Here is a 17,970-nt window from a genome sequence, read left to right as displayed (position 1 = left end):
CTTGCCCCGTTGGAGTGCCGCACCTTTGCCGCTCCTGTTTAGCTGGTTAGATCCAGTTCCTATTGATCGAGATTTCCATCTCGCGCAGCGCCGGATCGGACCTTTATCCGTCAGCACAGGCGAAGCACGGCTCGGTGGACATGGCCGGAAAACTTCACCTACTTATCCAAGAAAATAAAAACCCCGCTCCTCTCGTGAGAAGGCGGGGTTTCAACGCTAAGGCTATGCTTACTACTACAAAGGCCTATTAGCTTGCGACGTGGAACGCACCTGCCGCGTTGCCCGTGCTCGAGATGGTATGCACACCAGCAAGTTCGAGAACCGTGCTGGTCGCAGCGGCAGTACCAGCAGCAACGTTTTCAACCACATACGTGTTGCCACCGTACACGAACGAATCGACACCATGAGCGCCAACGGTCATCGCCGAAGCCTGGCTGATTGCGGTAGCCAGATTTGCCGCATTCGCGAGGCTCGACAGTTGGTTAGCCGTCAGCGTCGTGACCGTGAGTGCGTTGGCGTCAGTCGTGGTAATGACGTCGCCCTTCACTGCACCGGTAATCACCGTCGTCGGGGTGGCAACAACTGACGCCGAGCCCGTATCCGCGACGAAGATGCTGTCGTAGAGGCTTGCCGTATCCGTGTGGGCACCCAGGGTCACATTGTAGGTACCCGTGGTCGTCGTGCCAGCAGCACCGAAGTCACCGAGCTTGATGAGATTGAAGCCAGTTCCGACGGTAACGTTGACCGTGCCGCCAATGCTCGTATCGATAATGCTGTTGTTGGCGTTGCCCAGGCTGATGGAGTCGGTACCGGTCGTGGCCCCCGCCAGGTTAAGCGTGACGTGAGCGTTGTCCGTCGAACCAGCAATGGTGACGCCGCTCGTTGCTGCCAACACGCCAGTTGTCAGATTCACATTACCGTTCAGCGTCAACTTGGTCAGTGCGGCATCAGTGAAGGCGGTGCCGTCACCCACCGTAGCCATGCCCGTGCCCGAGTTCGTGATGGTGAGGTTCGTCACCGAGCCACCCGCGACAACGAGTTGACCGACATCGGCATTAGCCGTACCCGTGAAGGTCAGGTTGCCCAGGTTGATGTCAGTCAGGGTGCCAATCGTCGTGCCGTTCTGGCCCGACTCGGTCGAGTTGATGGTGAACGCCGTTGCCTGATGCGCTGTTTCGTCGAGCGCGGTAATCGACAGACCTGCGGTTCCGCTCACATTCAGGACAGACAGCCCGTTGTCGTTGAGCGCTCCGATGGTATCCGTTGCGCCGCCCGCGTTATTGATGTCCGTACCCAAGGTCGTCACGTTGACGGTATTGACACCGACTCCGTTTGCGTCAGCGAGGGTCACGCTAGCGATGCTGAGGCCGGCAGCCGTCGCAGAACCAATCGTCAGGTTGGTCGTGTCAGTCGCGCCGGTGGTGTCAACATACGACAAGGACACCGAGCCCGTGTCAGTACCCGAACCGTCAATGCTGAGCGACGTACCGGTCGCAGCGTTGACGATGGTATTGGCAACGTTAGCTGCGGTGTTGCCGGCCGTCACGTCGATGGCGTTGAAGCCCGAGTTGAATTTGCTCAGGTCCCACGTCCCCGACGAGTTTGCACCCAGACCGAAAACGCTGAAGCCCGTCACGTTCGTGTTGGTCAGGTCTGCAGCGGTAGCATTGAACGTCGTCGCGGCCTTGTTGAAGATGACCTCGTTGTTCGTCGCCGAACCACCGGTGATGGCCTTCGTAGCGTCCGCCGAAATCGTGATGACGTCCTGACCGGTCGAACCAACGAACGATTGCTTCGTATCGTCCAGCGTAGCCACAATCTTGCCGCTCGACGTCGTGGTGAACGACGTCAGCGCGGCGTCAGCGGCCAGCGTGCCGCCATCGTTGAAGCCTGCCGCACCCGACACTGCAATCGTCGTGACCGTGGCCGGAACGGTGCTCAGATGCAGCGTGTTCGTGCCGGAGATGTTAAGGCTCTGCAGATGGGCATCCGTAACGGTGAGGTACGAGTCTGCCGTAGCCGTCGTCACATTCAGCGTCTTAACTTCACCATTTGCGTCAGCGAAGGTCACACCTGCTGCGCTCGTGCCAACGCCGTCCAACGACAGGGCGAGCGTCGTGTTGGTCGGCGTGGTCGCACCATTGGTCAGCGTCAGCGTGCCAGTGCCACCCGTCAGCGACAGAGACGTCAGAGCGTTGTCGTTGATTTGCGAGTTGTTGCCGAAGTTTGCCAGCGACACCGATGTGATGGTGTTGGCGAGCTGCGTGCCGTAGTTTGCGTCCTGGACGATAACCTGACCGTCTACCACACCTGCAACGGCGGCGGAAGCAAGCTCTGCGGGCGTCTGCGTGGTGGCAGTGACTGCCTGCACGCCGGGCGCGGCCGGAGTCGCGCCGACCGTCTGCGACACGCCGGCGACTGCCAGCTGTGCGTTAGCAGCCGTTGCGGCAGCCGTTTGATTGACCGTGACGGTCGTCGTGGCCGACCCGCCCGTGACGGAAATAACACCACCCGTGACCGTGTTGCCCGCGCCAGCCTTTTCATTCAGGTTGGCCGTGACCGTGACCGACGTACCGCCCGTCACGTTGATAGCGTCAGCCGTGTGGAGGCCCGTTTGGGTGGCCAGCATATTTTCGGTGACGGAAACGGTACCGGCCGCTTGCGTCGTCGTACCGACGTTGATGGTGCCGGCAGCCGTCACGCCATTAGCCGTGACAGCAACGTTCGAACCGCCCTGAACGTTGATTGTCGACGCGGCAGCAGCGCTGTCAGTGAGCGTCACAGCCGTCGTAGCAGCGGCAGTAGTGCCCGCAGCACCACCAGCTTCCGTCACGTTCAACTGGGTCAGACCAGTGAAGTTCGAGAAGTTATCCGCGCCGGACGCGCCGCTAGCGGTGACGTTGACCGTTTGCACGCCCGAAACCGAGATACCCGTCGCCAAGGCCGTGCCGCCCGCTTGCAAATCAACGAGATTAAGGACGTTACCCGTGCCGGTGCCGGAGATTTTGTCCAGCGGCGTGAGCGTCGCGGCGGCGTTGCCCGTCACAGAGGCGTCGTTCAGGACGCCATTGACGACATTGTTGCTGCCGGTCAGCGTGAAGTTATCCGCACCCGTAGTGAGCGTAACCGTCTGTCCAACAGCGCCCGCATTGATGTTCGCCAGCGTCGACTCCAGGTTCCCGACTGCAGTGCCTTCCGAAGCCGTATCGGTCACGGCTGCAACGGCTGCGCGAGCATTGTCCGAAGCGGTCTTGCCCGAGTAGGCGATTTGCGCCGACACCGATGCCGACAGAGCATTCGTGAATGCGTCAGCGTAAGCCTGCTTTGCATCCAGTTGAGCTTTGTCGGTGCCCGTCGCGCCGTAGTAGATGTTCAGTGCGACCGAAGCCAGCGTGAATTCGCCGGTGTTAATGCCGTGTTGATAGAAGTTCAGACCTTCGGCGTCAGGAGCACGGCCGAACAGCGTCTGATAGATCGCGGTGATTTGCGCTGCCAGGTTCGAGCCACCGTACAGGGCGGTCGATTCAGTCGACGTACCGAACTCGTTGATGATCGAGCTCAGGTTGCCCCCGGCGTTGTCCAACCGCATTGCCCAGTATTCTTGACCTGCGGGGTCAGCCGGGCGGCCATAATAAGCCAGATACGCCTGTTGTACTTCTTCGTAATATTGTGCTGCAGCCATTTGATTCTTCTCCGATAGAGTACGAATATCAACACATGTGTGATACGTCATGAGCCGTTAGGGAGTCGACGCGTCAGATTCATTGGACTTGAATCACCCGACGGTTTTCCACAAAGCTACAACGCAGGGGGATTTTCAACGTCGGGTTGTTCGCGAATTGTGATGGCGCGCACAAAAGCGCAAATAGTTGGAGACTCGGCGATAGAGTTGCTTTTTTTCTGCGCAACTCAGACCTGAGAAAGAGGCATTTGATGCGGGAAAGAGCTTTTAAAGAAGCCTTGCAAAGAATACGAGCGCTGGGCGCGGTAACGCATGAGCGCTTGTTTCCCCTCTCCGGCTAGAACCGACCTTGCCAAACGGAAGGAACGCCCAACACTGCGGGATGCGACACGCAAACGTTAAAACCAAGCATGACCCTAAAGAAATCGCATCCCGTTGCCGTCAATTACCCACGAGGCCATAAGCGCCGAGTGAGAAGTGGTTCGACGTCAAATCAGGCTGATCCCTTTCTGCAAACTCCCCGGCAGTGTCCGCGTCATGACCCGCGGCAGGATCCGCTGCGCGCGCCTGTTCTTCGAGCAGGCGGCTGGCATTTGAATGCTGCAGCGTCCCGTTCAGCGCATCGATCAATTCGCTCAACCGATCCTGTCGGAGCAGGAAATGCCGGGTGGTCGACGAGCCAACGTTGTCGTCTGACTCGCCCGCCACGTATAACGACAGGCTGATATGGCCTGAGGCCGCAGCCGGCTCGATGGTCCAGTCCACGATCCAGCGTCGCAGACCGAGTCTTTTGCCGCTTGCGGCCTTTCGCTTTGTGATTGAATCGGGCTTCATGATCTGTTTCGGTGAGATTGCGCGGCACTCGGCAATTGGAAATGCTGCCGGACCACGATGCCACCTAATTTAGTGCAGATGCCCAAACAAGATTGTGCGTGCCAGCACAATCCTTAAGTAAAAATAGGTAAAGAGAACCGCCACGCCAATGCCACGCCCACACGTGATCGGGCGTGGCGCACGGTATCGATCAATGAACCCGCGCTGTCGGCACCACCGCATTGGCGAGCGGCGCCGCCTGGGCAGGTGGAACGAACGACTGCGCGATCTCCACCAGATCCTGCTCGGTCAATATCCCGGCAGCGTGTTTGAGTTGCAGATCTGCCAGCAGGAACTGATAACGCGCGCGAGCCAGATCACGTCTGGCCGAATACAGCTGCTGTGTAGCCGTCAATACGTCGGCATTTGTGCGCACGCCCGCCTGAACGCTTTTGCGGGTCGCCACGATCTGCAGCATCGCGGATTCGACGGCGCTTTTGAGGGAGTCGATGCGCGTCATGCTGCTCACGCACTGGTTGTACTGTTTGCGCAGGTCGAGCAACACCTTGTCGGTCTTGTCTTGCAATTCGAATTGCGCACGTTCGTAATTAGCCTGCTCCTGTTGGGTCGACGCGCGCACGAGTCCACCGGAATACAGCGGTATCGTGACTTCAACACCGACCGATTTGGTCAGATAGCGAGTACCGATCGCATTGGTCTGGGTCGACTGATTCTGACCAACGCTCGCCACCAGATCCACGTGCGGATAAAAGCCCGCCTGTACGATCTTCATCTTTTGCTGCGCCGCTTCAACTGAGTGTCGACCAGCGATCAACTGCGCGTTGTTTTCCAACGCAATATCGTGCCAATGATCGAAACTGAGCGGCTCGGGCAGCACCGGTTGAAAGTCGTCCTTCAGACGGTCCAGACCCGCGACATCGAGCGACGCCGGCAAACCGGTCAGCGCTTCGAGCGCATGCGCAGCGTTATCCAGGCTATCACGGGCGTCGGCGACATCGGCCGCTGCCAGCGCGGCCTTCGATTTCGTTTCGAGGATATCCGTGCGGGTGCCCTCGCCGTTCTTGAACATCGCCTGATTGCCGGCGTACTGTTCATCGAACGCGTTTTTCTGCGCGAGCGCGAGCGACAACTGATCTTCCGCGAAGACCGTATCCGTATAGGCAGTTAACACGCGCACTAGCAAATCCTGCCGGCTATCGTCGAACGTCGCGTCCCCGGCGAGCGCGATTGCCTTGCCGTAGCGATAGCGCGCAATGCCTTCGAAGTTGATCAGTGGCTGACGCAGCGAAACGCCCTGGGAATAGGCACCGTAGACCTGATGTGTGGAAACATCCCCGTACTGCGTACCTAGGTACGTCGTACCGGTTACGTCGCGGTATCGCGCGTAATTCGCCGAAACGTTGGGCAACAAATACGAGCGACCAATCCCGACATTCGCATCATCGGCTTCCTTCTGCTTCGCCGCGCCCGCGAGAATCGGGTCATGGCTGAGCGCGGCTTCGTACGCATCGACGAGGCCGAGCGCAAGCGCTGGACGCGGCGCGATCATTGCGGCACCAACCGACATCGCCAGCAACAACGTGCGCAGGCGTGGAACGGCCTGCGCCGTGCCGGTAGAACCGGCGTTGGACGACCGAAGTGAAAAAACGCGCTGCACTTCAGTCCTCCGTGAATGCAGTGTGTGCGCGATCGAAGATCGGCTTGAGCAGATAGCTCAGCATCGAACGCTGACCTGCATTGATGAATATCTCGACCGGCATGCCCGGCTTGATATCCAGCTTGCGCAACTGTTTCATGCCCTGCTCGGTCACTTTGGCGCGCACCCTGTAGTACGGGGCGCCGGTGTGTTCGTCCACGAGGCGGTCGGCGGACACGAACGTCAGCGTGCCGGGCACTCTCGGGGTGGTGTTCTGGTTGAACGCGGTGAACATCATGTCGACCGGCATTTCCGTGCGAACCTTGTCGACCAGGTTCACCTCGAGGTGCCCTTCCGCTTCCAGCGGTTCGCCAGTCGGCACCACATCCATCAGCTTCGCGCCGGGGCCGATCGTGCCGCCTTCGGTGAAGACGCTCATCCCGACGACGGTGCCGTCAACCGGGGAACGGACCTCGCTGTTGGCAAGGTTGAATTCGCTTTCGTCCAGCCGGCTACGCAATGCCTCGGTGTCACGCTGCACGTCGCTCAACTGCGTGCGCACCTCTTTCATATAGTCTTCCTGCGCTTGTGCGATACGCAGACGCGCCTCGGCCGACTGGCTCGCCAATTCCCCGGCGGTGCCCGCCTGGCGCGCGATCTCGCCGTTCAGCACGGCTTCCTGACGTTGCAGGTCCTTCAGCTTGCTGCGCGGCACATATCCTTCGATCGCCAGCTCACGAACGCCGGTCAACTGGTCCTGCAGCGCCTGGTGCTCGAGCAGCCGTTGAGCATGCGCGTCGTTTTCGCCAGCCAGCTGCGCCTGGTATCCGGCGATGCTCTCCTGCAGCGCGCCAATCGACGCCTTCAGTGCCAGCCGGCGCGCGCTCAGCAGTTGCTCCTGCAGCTGCACGTCGGCCTCGGCCTCCTGATCGTGTGCGGCGACACCGTCCGTCAACTCACGCGGGAAGGCGATGGTCTTCGCATTGGTCGCCTCCGCGACGAGGCGCGCCTTGGTGGCGAGCTCGGTCAGGTACTGCGAGCGGATGGTCGCGTTCTGCGAGCGCGTCTGCACGTCGTTCATCCTGATGAGCACTTGCCCGGCCTTCACCTGATCGCCATCCTGAACGAGGATTTCGCGAATGATGCCACCGGTCGGGTGCTGGATGGTCTTGCGATTGCCGGCCACCACCACCGTTCCCTGAACCTCTGTGCCCTTGCTGAGGGGCGCGAATGCGGCCCACAGCAACGAGCCTACGACGCCGACCAGTACGACGGTCCAGCCAATCTTGACGTAGCGCGATTCATCGACATTGACGACCGGCGGCAATCCGGTGCCGAGCACCTCGATGGCAGGCGCCGCCGCTTTCTTGCTTGTGGAATTAACCATGGAAAATCTGCGGGTCAGACTGTGGCATCCGCATCCGCTGTTTGAGCGTCGGATGGCTGATGAGGGTTGGACGAAGCCGGGTTTGAGGCGGCAGGTTGAGCCGTAGCGGCGGATTGAGCCGTCGCGGTCGTTTTTGCAGCAGCCGATTGCGCAGCCGCCGTATTCGCGGGCGCATTCTGCAACGCCGCCAGCACATGCGCGGTGGGCCCGTACATCCTGAGCTGGCCTTCGACGAGCAGCAGCAGCTTGGTCGTAGCGGCAATGATGCTTGTCCGATGCGTAATCAGCACGACGGTCTTGCCGGCTGCGTGCAAGCGCTCGATCGCCAGCTTGAGCGCCGCCTCGCCGGTCTCGTCGAGGTTCGAATTCGGTTCGTCCAGCACGATGAACGACGGATTGCCATACAGCGCACGCGCCAGACCAATGCGCTGCTTCTGCCCACCGGAGAGCCCGGCGCCGCGATCGCCAACCAACGTGTCATAGCCTTGCGGCAGACGCAGAATCATCTCGTGAACCCCGGCGAGCTTCGCCGCCTCGATGACCTTCTCCGATTCGATCTGCCCAAAGCGTGCAATGTTTTCCGCGATCGATCCGCCGAACAGTTCGATGTCTTGCGGCAGGTAGCCGATGTGCGGTCCGAGCTGATCCTTGTCCCACTGATAGATGTCCGCGCCGTCCAACCGCACGGTGCCGACCGCGGCAGGCCACACGCCGACCATCAGCCGTGCAAGCGTCGACTTCCCGGACGCGCTGGGTCCGATCACGCCGACCACATCGCCGGCATCGATCGTGAATGACAGGCCCTGCACCACCGGCACCCGCATCCCCGGCGGCGCTGCGCTCACGCCTTCGAGCGTCAGCCGTCCGGTCGGCGGCGGCAGCGTCATGCCGATACGGCGCACCGGATTGTTCTTGAGCAGTTCAACGAGGCGGTCATACGCACTGCGAGCGCCGCTCCACTGACGCCAGACCGAAATCACCATTTCCAGCGGACCCAACACACGGCCCATCAGGATCGAACCCGCGATCATCATGCCCGGAGAAATCTTGCCGTCGATCGCGAGCAGCGCGCCGATCCCCAGTACGAGGGACTGCAATGAGAGCCTGAAGAACTTCGTGACATTGCCGACCAGCGCCGCTTTCTCGCTCGCTTCAGCCTGGCGCGATAGAAAGCCCGCATTCAGGACTGACCAGCGCGCCATCAGGTTGGGCAGCATGCCCATCGCCTCGATGACCTCGGCATTGCGCAGATTCGCGGTGGCGAGTGCGGTGGAGCGAATCGACAAACTGGTCGCCTCCGACAGCGGACGACGTGAAACACGTTCGTTGGCGATTGCCAGTGCTATCAGGATCGCCGAGCCCGCCAATGCAAACACGCCGAGCCAGACATTGAAGATGAAGATAACCGCCAGATAAATCGGGAACCACGGCGCATCAAAGAATGCGAACAGCGCATTGCCGGTAACGAACTGCCGGATCGTGGTCAGGTCATTGAGAGACTGCCCCGCATTGACGCCCTGCTGTTTGAGATTCGTTTCAAACGCAGCGGTATATACGCGGCTGTTCAGGTGCATGTCCAACTTGCCGCCGATGCGGATCACGATAAAGCTGCGCACATATTCGAGCACGCTCGAGAACCCGTACATGCCGAGCATCATCAGCGTCAGCATCGCCAACGTGACGCCATTGCGGCTTGGCAGCACGCGGTCATATACCTGCAGCATGTAAATGGACGGCACGAGCATCAACAGATTGATGAGCATGCTAAATGCGCCTAGCGTGCGAAACACGCGGCGGTAGCCTAACAACGCCTGAATGATTTCATTCGACGGCACTCTGACTTTACTGGTCATCTTTGCTCGTTACGCCGGTCTCGCAACGCCTCTCGATTCACTTCTAGTGTGGTCATTCTTTGGCCGACACCCCGTGCATCGGTCCGTTCTGAAGGCGCTCATTCTGCTCGATCAATTGCGCGTGAAATGTGACGGCCGTCACATCTATTCGCGAAAACAAACCCGATACTTGCGCTGCTCCCAGAATCCTTATTGCAGACAGTACCTTGCTCGACAACAACTATTCCGACGCTCAGCTCGACATCGCAATGGGTGGGCGCGCTTTACTCACGCCGCTTACGGGTATTGGCCAGTACGCGTCAAATCTGGCTCGCGAATTCGTCCATCGGGGACATAGCGTGCGGTTCTTTTACGGCACGCACTGGTCTTCGTCGCATGAGAACGGCACGACAGCGCCCGCCGCGGGAGATGCACGAGCAACGAAGTCGTGGCGCACCATCGCGGCAGCCGGCGCCAAACGTTTTGCGCGCAAGTATTTGCCCTCCGCATACCGTTTCATGCCACACGTCGAGCAGTATCGTTTCGATTCGGGCATCCGGCGGCGGCGTGCTCCGCAGGTCTATCACGATCCGAACTTCATTCCGTTCCGCTTTCGCGGGCCGACAGTGATCACCGCTCACGATGTCTCGTGGGTGCGTTATCCGGAGTACCACCCTGCCCAACGTCTCGCGCTATTGCGGGCGAACTTTCCGCGCGCGCTCGAACGCGCGGATCGGGTCATCGTGGTATCGGAGTTCGTTCGGCAAGAATTACAGGCCTGCTTTTCAGTCGCGCCCGAGAAGATCAAGGTCGTGTATAACGGCGTGTCGACGCGTTTCCAGCCATACTCCTCCGAAGCGACCAGTAAAGTACTGGGCCGCCACGGTCTCGCACATGGCCAGTACTTCGCGGCCGTGGGCACGCTGGAGCCACGCAAGAATCTGCAAACCGCGCTGGCCGCGCATGCGCGCCTGCCGGCCGAGGTCCGGCGCCAGTTCCCGCTCGTGCTGATCGGCATCGAAGGATGGCTGACGGACACGTTGCACCGCGCACTTGAACCGGGTCTGCGTGAAGGCTCCGTGCGCAAGCTCGGCTATGTGTCAGACGACGACATTCCGCTGCTGACCGCGGGCGCGCTCGCGATCGTCTATGTATCCGTCTATGAAGGGTTCGGGTTACCCATCATCGAAGGCATGGCGGCTGGCGTGCCGGTATTGTGCTCGACCGCCGACGCGCTTCGGGAAGTGGCAGGTGATGCCGGCATCATGCGCGAGCCGACCGATGTCGAAGGATTTACCGAAGCGATGCAGGTGCTGATCGACGATCGCGCGTTGCGTGAGCGGTTGATCACGGCCGGCATCGCCCGTGCGCAATCCTTCAGTTGGCAGCGCACTGCCGAGGAAACGCTCGCCGTCTACCGGCAGGTTCTCGCCTGACGAAGCCGGTTCCGACGAGCGCCGCGATCCACCTCGAATCCGTTTCATGCATACATTAAGAACAAGCCTCGCGCATGTCCTCCTGCTGTCGCGTCAGGATCTCATCGACCGGCATCGGGAAAATACGCTGGGCGCCGCCTGGCTGCTGATTCAGCCGCTGACCTTCGTGGTGCTGTTCAGCACGGTGTTTTCCCAATTCATGCGCACGCGCATCGGCGCGGATGCCGATCCCTATCTGTACACCGTCTATCTGATCGGCGGCCTGCTCACGTGGAACCTGTTCGCGAACCTGCTGAACCGGCTCACCCCCGTCTATAGCTCGAACGCGCATCTGATCCGCAAGATAAGCGTCGATCTGTGGCTGATGCCCTTGCATATCGTGCTCGCCGAGTGGGCGGTATATGCGATCACGATGGCGTTCTTCGCGATGTTCCTGCTGGTCATCGGTCATCCAATTGGGATGCAATGGCTGATGCTGCCGGTCGTTGCGCTGCTTCTGAGCGCGTTCGCGTATGGCATTGGCATCGTCCTCGGTACACTCGACGTGTTCATTCCCGACGTCAAGAACGTGCTGAACGTGGTGCTGCAATTCGGCTTCTGGCTCACGCCGGTCGTCTACCTCGCTTCGATCCTGCCACCGTGGGCCGCGAAGGGGTTGCACTTCAGTCCGATCTTCTGGGCCATCGACTCGGTGCACGCGATCATCGTATGGCATCAATACCCGCAGCCGAAGGAACTGCTCGCACTGTTCGGCGCTGCGGTGCTCAGCCTGCTCGCGGGGCGCCTGCTATTGACCCGTCTGCAATCTGAACTGAGGGATACGTTGTGACGACACACGCGCAGAACGGTCCACCAGTTCTTGAGATCGAACGGCTCTCGAAGCGCTTCAAGATCTACAACCGCACCGCTGACCGCCTGATAGAAAGCTTTTCCCGCAAGCCGCGGCATCGCGTGCATGCCGCACTGCGGGACGTTTCGTTCTCACTGGGACAGGGCGAGGCGATCGGCGTGCTCGGCCAGAACGGCGCGGGCAAATCGACCTTGCTCAAGCTCGTCAGTGGGGTGCTGTTGCCCGATGCCGGGTCGATCTTGCGGCGGGGGCGAATTGCGGGTCTGCTCGAACTCGGCACCGGTTTCGACGGCAAGCTGTCGGGTCGCGAGAACATCGCGGTGAATGCGCGGCTGATCGGCATGACGAGCGAAGAGATCGAACAACGTTTCGACGCGATCGTCGCCTTTTCCGAACTGGCTGAGTTCATCGACGCGCCGCTGCGTACCTATTCGTCCGGGATGATCATGCGGCTCGGCTTCTCGGTGGCCATTCATGCGGACCCGGTGTGCTTCATCGTCGACGAAGCGCTCGCGGTCGGCGACGCGCGCTTTCAACAGAAGTGTCTGAAGCGCATTCGCGAGTTTCGCGACGCTGGTGGCTCGATCCTGTATGTGTCGCACGACATCAATTCCGTGAAGCTGCTATGCGATCGAGCCATCCTGCTTTCGGGCGGCGAAGTCGTCCACGACGGCTTGCCGGAAGAAGCCGCGCAGATCTATTACCGGCTGATTGCGGGCATCGATAGCGACGCGCCGCAAGCCAACCAGTCGACGCCGAAATCATACGGTGCGTTGCGCACCCGCGTGCGCAACGTGGTGCTGTCAGGTCGCTTCGGGCCGGCCATGCGATTTGCGTCCGGTGAAGAAGTGACGATCGACCTCGAATGCGAGTCGGACCAGGACGCCCAGCTATCAGTCGGCATTCTGATTCGCGACCGCTTTGGCCAGGACGTGTTCGGCACCAATACCGCGTTGTTGCGCAAGCAGGCGCACTTCTCCGCCGGCAATAGCGTTTGCTGTCGCTTTTCGCTGCCGCTGAATTTCGCGCCTGGCAAATATACGGTCACGGTCGCCCTGCATTCTGACGACACCCACGTGCACGATTGCCAGCACTGGTGGGATGCCGCCGCGACTTTCGAAATCGCCGGCTTTCAGCATGCGCCCTTCTCCGGACTGTGCTACGTGCCGGCGCAATTTGCTCAATCCCCTGTACGGGAATTGGAACAACCCACGTTACGAGAATCATGACCAACGCAGTACTTCAAGATCTGATTGCGCGTGTCAAGGCGGAAGCAGCTGCCCATGCCGGCCCGAGCGACACAACTGCAACGGCTACGCTTGGGCATGCCGTATCGCCCGCCGGAGCCGGACTGGATGTCGCCGGCCTTTGCGCTCCCGCATCGATCGAACAGCTGATGCTTGCCGAGGACGAGGTTTTCGTCGATGGCGCCTATCGGCTCGTGTTACGCCGCGAGTCCGATCCAGCGGGCCGGGCCAATTACGTCGGTCAACTGAAGAACGGCGCCAGCCGGCTCGTGCTGCTGGCGAAGCTGCGCATGTCGGAAGAAGGGCGGCGCACTGGCGTGCAGGTGCCGGGGCTTCGCCTCGGCATTGGCGTGACGCTCGCGCAGCGGGTGCTGCGCCATGCGGGACTCAGCGCGCTGGCGTCACGAGTCGGACGATATGCCGACGGCGTCTATGCGCGGCGCCTGCTCTCCCGTTCACTGGTCGCGTGGCGGAGCCGCTTCGAAAATACTGTCGGTGCCGTGATGCGCCAGGCCGCGCGGTCCGAAGAACTATCACGACGCGTGGACGATCTGCAGGTACAGTTTCGCAAAGGCCTCGCAGTGGCGCCGGAAATAATCGACGCCTATTACCTTGCATTCGAAGATGCCAATCGCGGCACGCGTGAGAACGTGCGCGCGAAGCTGGCGATCTACGACGACTGGCTCGCAACGAATGTTCCGCGCGCGGGCAGACTCACGCATCAGATCGTGGATATTGGCTGCGGCCGGGGGGAATGGCTCTCGTATGTGCGCGAGCGAGGCCACGACGCAATCGGTATCGACGTCAGCCCGGTCATGGTCAAAGCCTGCGTCGCGCAAGGCTTCGACGCCCGCCATACGGACGCACTGAAGTATCTGCGCAGTTTGCCGACAGGCTCGGTCGCCGCGGTCACCGGTTTTCATATCATCGAGCATCTGCCATTCGACTATCTGTTCGCGCTCGTGCAGGAAAGCTACCGGGTGCTGGTGGAAGGCGGTTCGGTCCTGTTCGAAACGCCGAACCCGGAGAACATACTGGTTGGCAGTCACACGTTTTATCACGACTTCACGCACCGCAACCCGATAACGCCGAGTGCGATTACGTTCCTGCTGAAGTATCACCACTTCGAAGCGATCGACATCATTCGCAGCAGCCCATACCCGGAAGAAGCGAAGGTGCCGGGCAACGATCCGCTGACCGAGCGCGTCAACGGCCATCTCTGCGGTCCGCAGGACTTCGCGGTGCACGGACGCAAACGGACCGCGGCAGGAGCGCCGGCGTGAAGATTCTCGTGACGGCGAACATGGTGCCATTCATGCACGGTGGCGCTTCGTATCACATTGCCGGCGTAGTCCGTGAGTTGCAACGGGCGGGACATGAGGTGGAGCTGCTGCGTCTGCCGTTTCGCTTTTCGCCGGAAAAGGACATCGCGCGAGCGATGGAACATGCGCAGTCGCTCGACTTCATCCGTCCGAACGGCGTCACGATCGATCAGGTGATCAGCCTGCAATTTCCGGGCTATGGAATCAGCCACCCGAATCACCGGGTATGGGTCATGCACCAGCATCGCGCGATTTATGAACTGTACGATGCCGCGCAGGCAACCGCTGAACTCAAGCAGCTGCGCGCTCAGGTGATCGCGTTCGACAACGCCGCGCTCTCGAGCGCGAACCTGGTGTTCGCGAATTCGCGGCGTGTCGCTGAACGCTTGCGCGACTTCAACCGGATCGAAGCGACGCCGCTCTATCATCCGCCCGCAGACGCGGAGTCGTTCCGCTGCGAACAGGCTTTGCCGTATGTATTTTTCCCGAGTCGCCTGGAAACGCTGAAGCGGCAATCGTTGCTGATCGAAGCGGCGCGTCATATGCACTCGCCGCTGAAGATCCTGCTGGCAGGCGACGGCGGTCAGCGCGAGGTGCTTGCCCGGCTCATCGAACAACATGACGTGGGTAGCCGCGTCGCGCTGATCGGACATGTGACCGAGGCAGAAAAGCGCGCCTTTTACGCACGCGCGCTGGCCGTGGTGTTTCCGGCTTTCGATGAAGACTACGGATACATCACACTCGAAGCAATGCTGTCGTCGAAACCCGTGATTACCTGCACCGACTCCGGCGGACCGCTGGAGTTCGTTCGTGACGGCGAAACTGGCTGGATCGAGCCACCCGACGCCAAGGCGCTCGCCCAGCGCCTCGACTGGCTCGCGCAACATCCGCGCAAGGCTGCCGACGCCGGCGTGCGCGGCCTCGAAGCCTACCGGGCGGCGAACATCTCGTGGCGCGGTGTGATCGAGCAGCTTACCCAACCTCTCTAACCTGATCTCCCATGAGAATTGCGATTGTCGCGCCGAGCCCGGTCCCCTTTGTGATCGGCGGCGCTGAGAACCTGTGGTGGGGCCTGCTCGACGCGCTGAACGCACGGCCGGGAATCGTGGCGGAACTGATGAAACTGCCAACCCGCGAAGGCAACATGGGCGAACTGCTGGCCAGCTATCGGCAGTTCTTGCGACTGGATCTCGATCACTTCGACATGGTGATCAGCACCAAGTACCCCGCTTGGGCGATTCGACATCGCAATCACGTCGTCTATCTCCAGCACACGCTGCGCGGCCTGTACGACTGCTACCCATCGGCTATGCCGACGCAGTTCGAACCCGACCCACTGGTCGCGCTCGGCATGCCGGCGCGTATCGTCGACGCGCTCGTCAAGCGCGATGCGGCGAACCTCGAACTCGACGAACTGCTCGACGCGCTCGACGCAGCGTGGCAGCGCGCGCCGCAAGCGGCTTGCTGGGCGTTTCCAGGGCCCGTCACGCGCGCGGTGATACGCCTGCTCGACGCGATCGCAATGCGGCCTGACAAGATCGTTCACTATGCCGCGATTTCGCAGGTGGTCGCGGCGCGCGAGGGCTATTTCCCCGCCGGCGTGAAAGTCGCGGTCCATCATCATCCGACCGGTCTAAAGGGGCTCGCGCCAGGCCCGCAGGAAGCCATCTTCAGCGCCAGCCGTCTGGACCCGGCCAAGCGTATCGATCTGATCATCGAGGCTTACCGGCAGAGCAAGGTGGAGGTGCCACTGCATATTGCCGGCAGCGGCCCCGATGAAGCGCGCTTGCGCGCGGCCGCCGCGGGTCATCGCGGCATTCATTTTCTCGGACGCATCACCGATGTTCAGCTCGCGCAGGAGTATGCGCGCGCAGTCTGCGTGCCGTTCGTGCCGCGTGATGAAGACTATGGGCTTATCACGCTCGAAGCGATGCTGGCCTCGAAGCCGGTCATCACCACTACCGATTCGGGCGGTCCGCTCGAACTGATCGAGCATCAGCGCTCGGGACTGGTCGTCGAACCGGATGCGGCTGTGCTCGCCGGCGCGTTGCGGCGGGTTTGCGGCGATCTCACCGAAGCGCGGAATATGGGATTGGCCGGGCGCAAGAGCGTTGAGTATCTGAGTTGGACCACGCTGTGCGATGCGCTGCTCGCGGCCGGCCGACAAGTGGCTTCCGACGGTCAGGCAACCGACGCAATAGTCGCCGCCCCAGCGATCGTCACCAGGCGGACGAAGCCGGTGCTTGGCGTGCTCAATACCTATCCGATCACCCCGGTGATCAGTGGCGGCAAGCTGCGCCTGCATGGGCTGTACAAACGGGTCGCCGAACACTTCGACGTGCAGTTCGTCAATCTGGCACCTGTGGGTATGCGAGGTACGCGCAATCTCGCGGATGGCTTTACCGAGGAACTGGTGCCGAAGTCTCAGGAATTCACTGAAGCCGAGTATCAGCTCGAACGCTCGCTGGGCGCTTCCGCTGAAGATATCGCGGCCGCCATGCATCCAACCACGGCCCCCGAATGGCTAGAGGCGATCGACGCACTCGCGCGACGCGCCGACCTGATCGTGTGCTCTCATCCGTACGCAATGCCCGCATTGCGCGAAGTCACGTCCAAACCCTTCGTCTACGAAGCGCACAATGTCGAAGCCGATCTGAAGGCCGACATTTACGGCCCACATCGCTGGGCCGTCGATCAGGTCCTTGCGCTGGAGCGCCGTGCCGTACTCGACGCGGCGCTCGTCACCGCGTGCTCGGAGCGGGATCGCGAACGCATGGGCGAGCTCTACGGGACGGCAGGCGATGCCGCGAAGATGATCGTCGTTCCCAACGGCATCGACGTCGCGGCGACGCCGCTGCGTGCAGGGGCGCAGACAGAGCGCCGCCGCGCGGCGCTGCGTGTCGCGCATCCGCTGGCCCTCTTCATGGGCAGCGCGCACGGCCCGAACATCGATGCCGCGCGCTTGATCGTCGAAGCAGCCACGCGCTTGCCTTCGGTCCACTTCGTATTGCTGGGTTCGGTATGCCACTCAGTCCAGACCTGGGAGCTGCCGTCCAACGTCGGTCTCGTGGATGTGGTCAGCGATGCAGAAAAGGCCACGTGGCTTGAAATCAGCGACCTGGGCCTGAACCCGGTAGTTTCCGGCTCAGGGACCAACCTGAAATTGCTCGAATACGCTGCTGTGGGTCTGCCGGTGGTGAGTACCGAATTTGGGGCGCGCGGCCTCGGCTATCGCGCCGGCCATGAATACCTGTGCGCAGAAGCCAACGACTTCGCCGATGGCATTGAAGCGATGTTGCAACTGACGCAGGCGGAGCGTGATGCGATGACGCGCAATGCGCGCCGCCGTGTTGAAGCAGAGGGAGATTGGACCGCGATCGCCGCGACCTACTCGAAGTCGCTCGCGCAGGTGCTGGCGTAGAGGGGTATGGGAAAGGCGTATCCGCGGCCAGCGGTACGCCCTACAACAGGTAGTGACTCAGCGGCAGCAAGCCATCGAATTGGCCCACCACCGTGACCTCGACTGCGGCGGCCTCGTTCGTTGCATGGGTCGATGCGGCATGCGTGAACTCGCGCAGCAGATTGTCGACCGAGTCATACGACTGATGCTGGAACCCTTGCCATTCCAGACACACGGATTGGTCCTGGCTAGTTGCGGTATTCGACTCAGAAATTATGATCGGACTTTTCATTGCGCGAACCTGGCGGTGAAGTAGATCTATTTTAGCGACTAGCGCGGCGCTT

The 17,970-nt window shown here is 61.1% G+C and carries 12 protein-coding genes; 6 read left to right on the top strand and 6 right to left on the bottom strand.

Annotated features, from left to right (window positions below; genetic code table 11):
* Positions 1–247: 247 nt before the first annotated feature.
* From G5S42_RS14695 to G5S42_RS14675, 5 genes are all read right to left on the bottom strand, one after another.
* Positions 248–3,682, bottom strand: coding sequence for a beta strand repeat-containing protein (locus tag G5S42_RS14695; protein ID WP_176107381.1), 3,435 nt, complete (start codon positions 3,680–3,682; stop codon positions 248–250).
* A gap of 441 nt (positions 3,683–4,123) precedes the next feature.
* Positions 4,124–4,516 carry a hypothetical protein gene (locus tag G5S42_RS14690; RefSeq protein ID WP_176107380.1) on the bottom strand — a complete coding sequence of 131 codons (393 nt, stop codon included), beginning with the start codon at positions 4,514–4,516 and terminating at the stop codon, positions 4,124–4,126.
* A gap of 190 nt (positions 4,517–4,706) precedes the next feature.
* The gene (locus tag G5S42_RS14685) at positions 4,707–6,173 is read right to left on the bottom strand and encodes a TolC family outer membrane protein (RefSeq protein ID WP_176107379.1); all 1,467 of its coding nucleotides are present in this window, start codon (positions 6,171–6,173) and stop codon (positions 4,707–4,709) included.
* A gap of 1 nt (position 6,174) precedes the next feature.
* Entirely contained in the window at positions 6,175–7,539 is a 1,365-nt protein-coding gene (locus G5S42_RS14680) for an HlyD family type I secretion periplasmic adaptor subunit (protein ID WP_176107378.1), read from the bottom strand.
* A gap of 14 nt (positions 7,540–7,553) precedes the next feature.
* Positions 7,554–9,392, bottom strand: coding sequence for a type I secretion system permease/ATPase (locus tag G5S42_RS14675; protein ID WP_176107377.1), 1,839 nt, complete (start codon positions 9,390–9,392; stop codon positions 7,554–7,556).
* Positions 9,393–9,598: 206 nt separating this feature from the next.
* Here G5S42_RS14675 and G5S42_RS14670 point away from each other — a divergent pair, with 206 nt between their 5' ends.
* From G5S42_RS14670 to G5S42_RS14645, 6 genes are read left to right on the top strand one after another with little or no spacing between them, the layout of a single operon-like run.
* Positions 9,599–10,807, top strand: coding sequence for a glycosyltransferase family 4 protein (locus tag G5S42_RS14670; protein WP_176107376.1), 1,209 nt, complete (start codon positions 9,599–9,601; stop codon positions 10,805–10,807).
* Positions 10,808–10,853: 46 nt separating this feature from the next.
* Entirely contained in the window at positions 10,854–11,636 is a 783-nt protein-coding gene (locus G5S42_RS14665) for an ABC transporter permease (RefSeq protein WP_176107375.1), read from the top strand.
* Positions 11,633–12,886: an ABC transporter ATP-binding protein gene (locus G5S42_RS14660; RefSeq protein ID WP_176107374.1), complete on the top strand. Its 1,254-nt coding sequence runs from the start codon at positions 11,633–11,635 to the stop codon at positions 12,884–12,886. The genes G5S42_RS14665 and G5S42_RS14660 overlap by 4 nt, the downstream gene beginning before the upstream one ends.
* Complete coding sequence (locus tag G5S42_RS14655; RefSeq protein WP_176107373.1) at positions 12,883–14,187, top strand: methyltransferase domain-containing protein; 1,305 nt, start codon at positions 12,883–12,885, stop codon at positions 14,185–14,187. The genes G5S42_RS14660 and G5S42_RS14655 overlap by 4 nt, the downstream gene beginning before the upstream one ends.
* Positions 14,184–15,215, top strand: coding sequence for a glycosyltransferase family 4 protein (locus G5S42_RS14650; protein WP_176107372.1), 1,032 nt, complete (start codon positions 14,184–14,186; stop codon positions 15,213–15,215). Before G5S42_RS14655 ends, G5S42_RS14650 begins: the two co-directional genes overlap by 4 nt.
* An 11-nt stretch (positions 15,216–15,226) precedes the next feature.
* A complete protein-coding gene (locus G5S42_RS14645) occupies positions 15,227–17,647 on the top strand; it encodes a glycosyltransferase (RefSeq protein WP_176107371.1) in 2,421 nt (806 codons plus the stop codon).
* A 40-nt stretch (positions 17,648–17,687) separates the two neighbouring features.
* On the opposite strand, the gene G5S42_RS14640 is transcribed toward G5S42_RS14645, so the two are convergent.
* Positions 17,688–17,861: a hypothetical protein gene (locus G5S42_RS14640; RefSeq protein ID WP_176107370.1), complete on the bottom strand. Its 174-nt coding sequence runs from the start codon at positions 17,859–17,861 to the stop codon at positions 17,688–17,690.
* Between the last annotated feature and the right edge of the window lie 109 nt (positions 17,862–17,970).

This window comes from Paraburkholderia youngii, assembly GCF_013366925.1.
Classification (GTDB): domain Bacteria; phylum Pseudomonadota; class Gammaproteobacteria; order Burkholderiales; family Burkholderiaceae; genus Paraburkholderia; species Paraburkholderia youngii.
Note: the sequence above shows the minus strand (reverse complement) of the source record. Positions and strands in the feature narration are given on the sequence as shown.

Excerpts from the sequence above, each read along its gene's own strand:
- G5S42_RS14695 (WP_176107381.1), bottom strand. The coding sequence starts at position 3,682 with ATGGCTGCAGCACAATATTACGAAGAAGTACAACAGGCGTATCTGGCT.
- G5S42_RS14690 (WP_176107380.1), bottom strand. The coding sequence starts at position 4,516 with ATGAAGCCCGATTCAATCACAAAGCGAAAGGCCGCAAGCGGCAAAAGA.
- G5S42_RS14680 (WP_176107378.1), bottom strand. The coding sequence starts at position 7,539 with ATGGTTAATTCCACAAGCAAGAAAGCGGCGGCGCCTGCCATCGAGGTG.
- G5S42_RS14675 (WP_176107377.1), bottom strand. The coding sequence starts at position 9,392 with ATGACCAGTAAAGTCAGAGTGCCGTCGAATGAAATCATTCAGGCGTTG.
- G5S42_RS14665 (WP_176107375.1), top strand. The coding sequence starts at position 10,854 with ATGCATACATTAAGAACAAGCCTCGCGCATGTCCTCCTGCTGTCGCGT.
- G5S42_RS14655 (WP_176107373.1), top strand. The coding sequence starts at position 12,883 with ATGACCAACGCAGTACTTCAAGATCTGATTGCGCGTGTCAAGGCGGAA.
- G5S42_RS14645 (WP_176107371.1), top strand. The coding sequence starts at position 15,227 with ATGAGAATTGCGATTGTCGCGCCGAGCCCGGTCCCCTTTGTGATCGGC.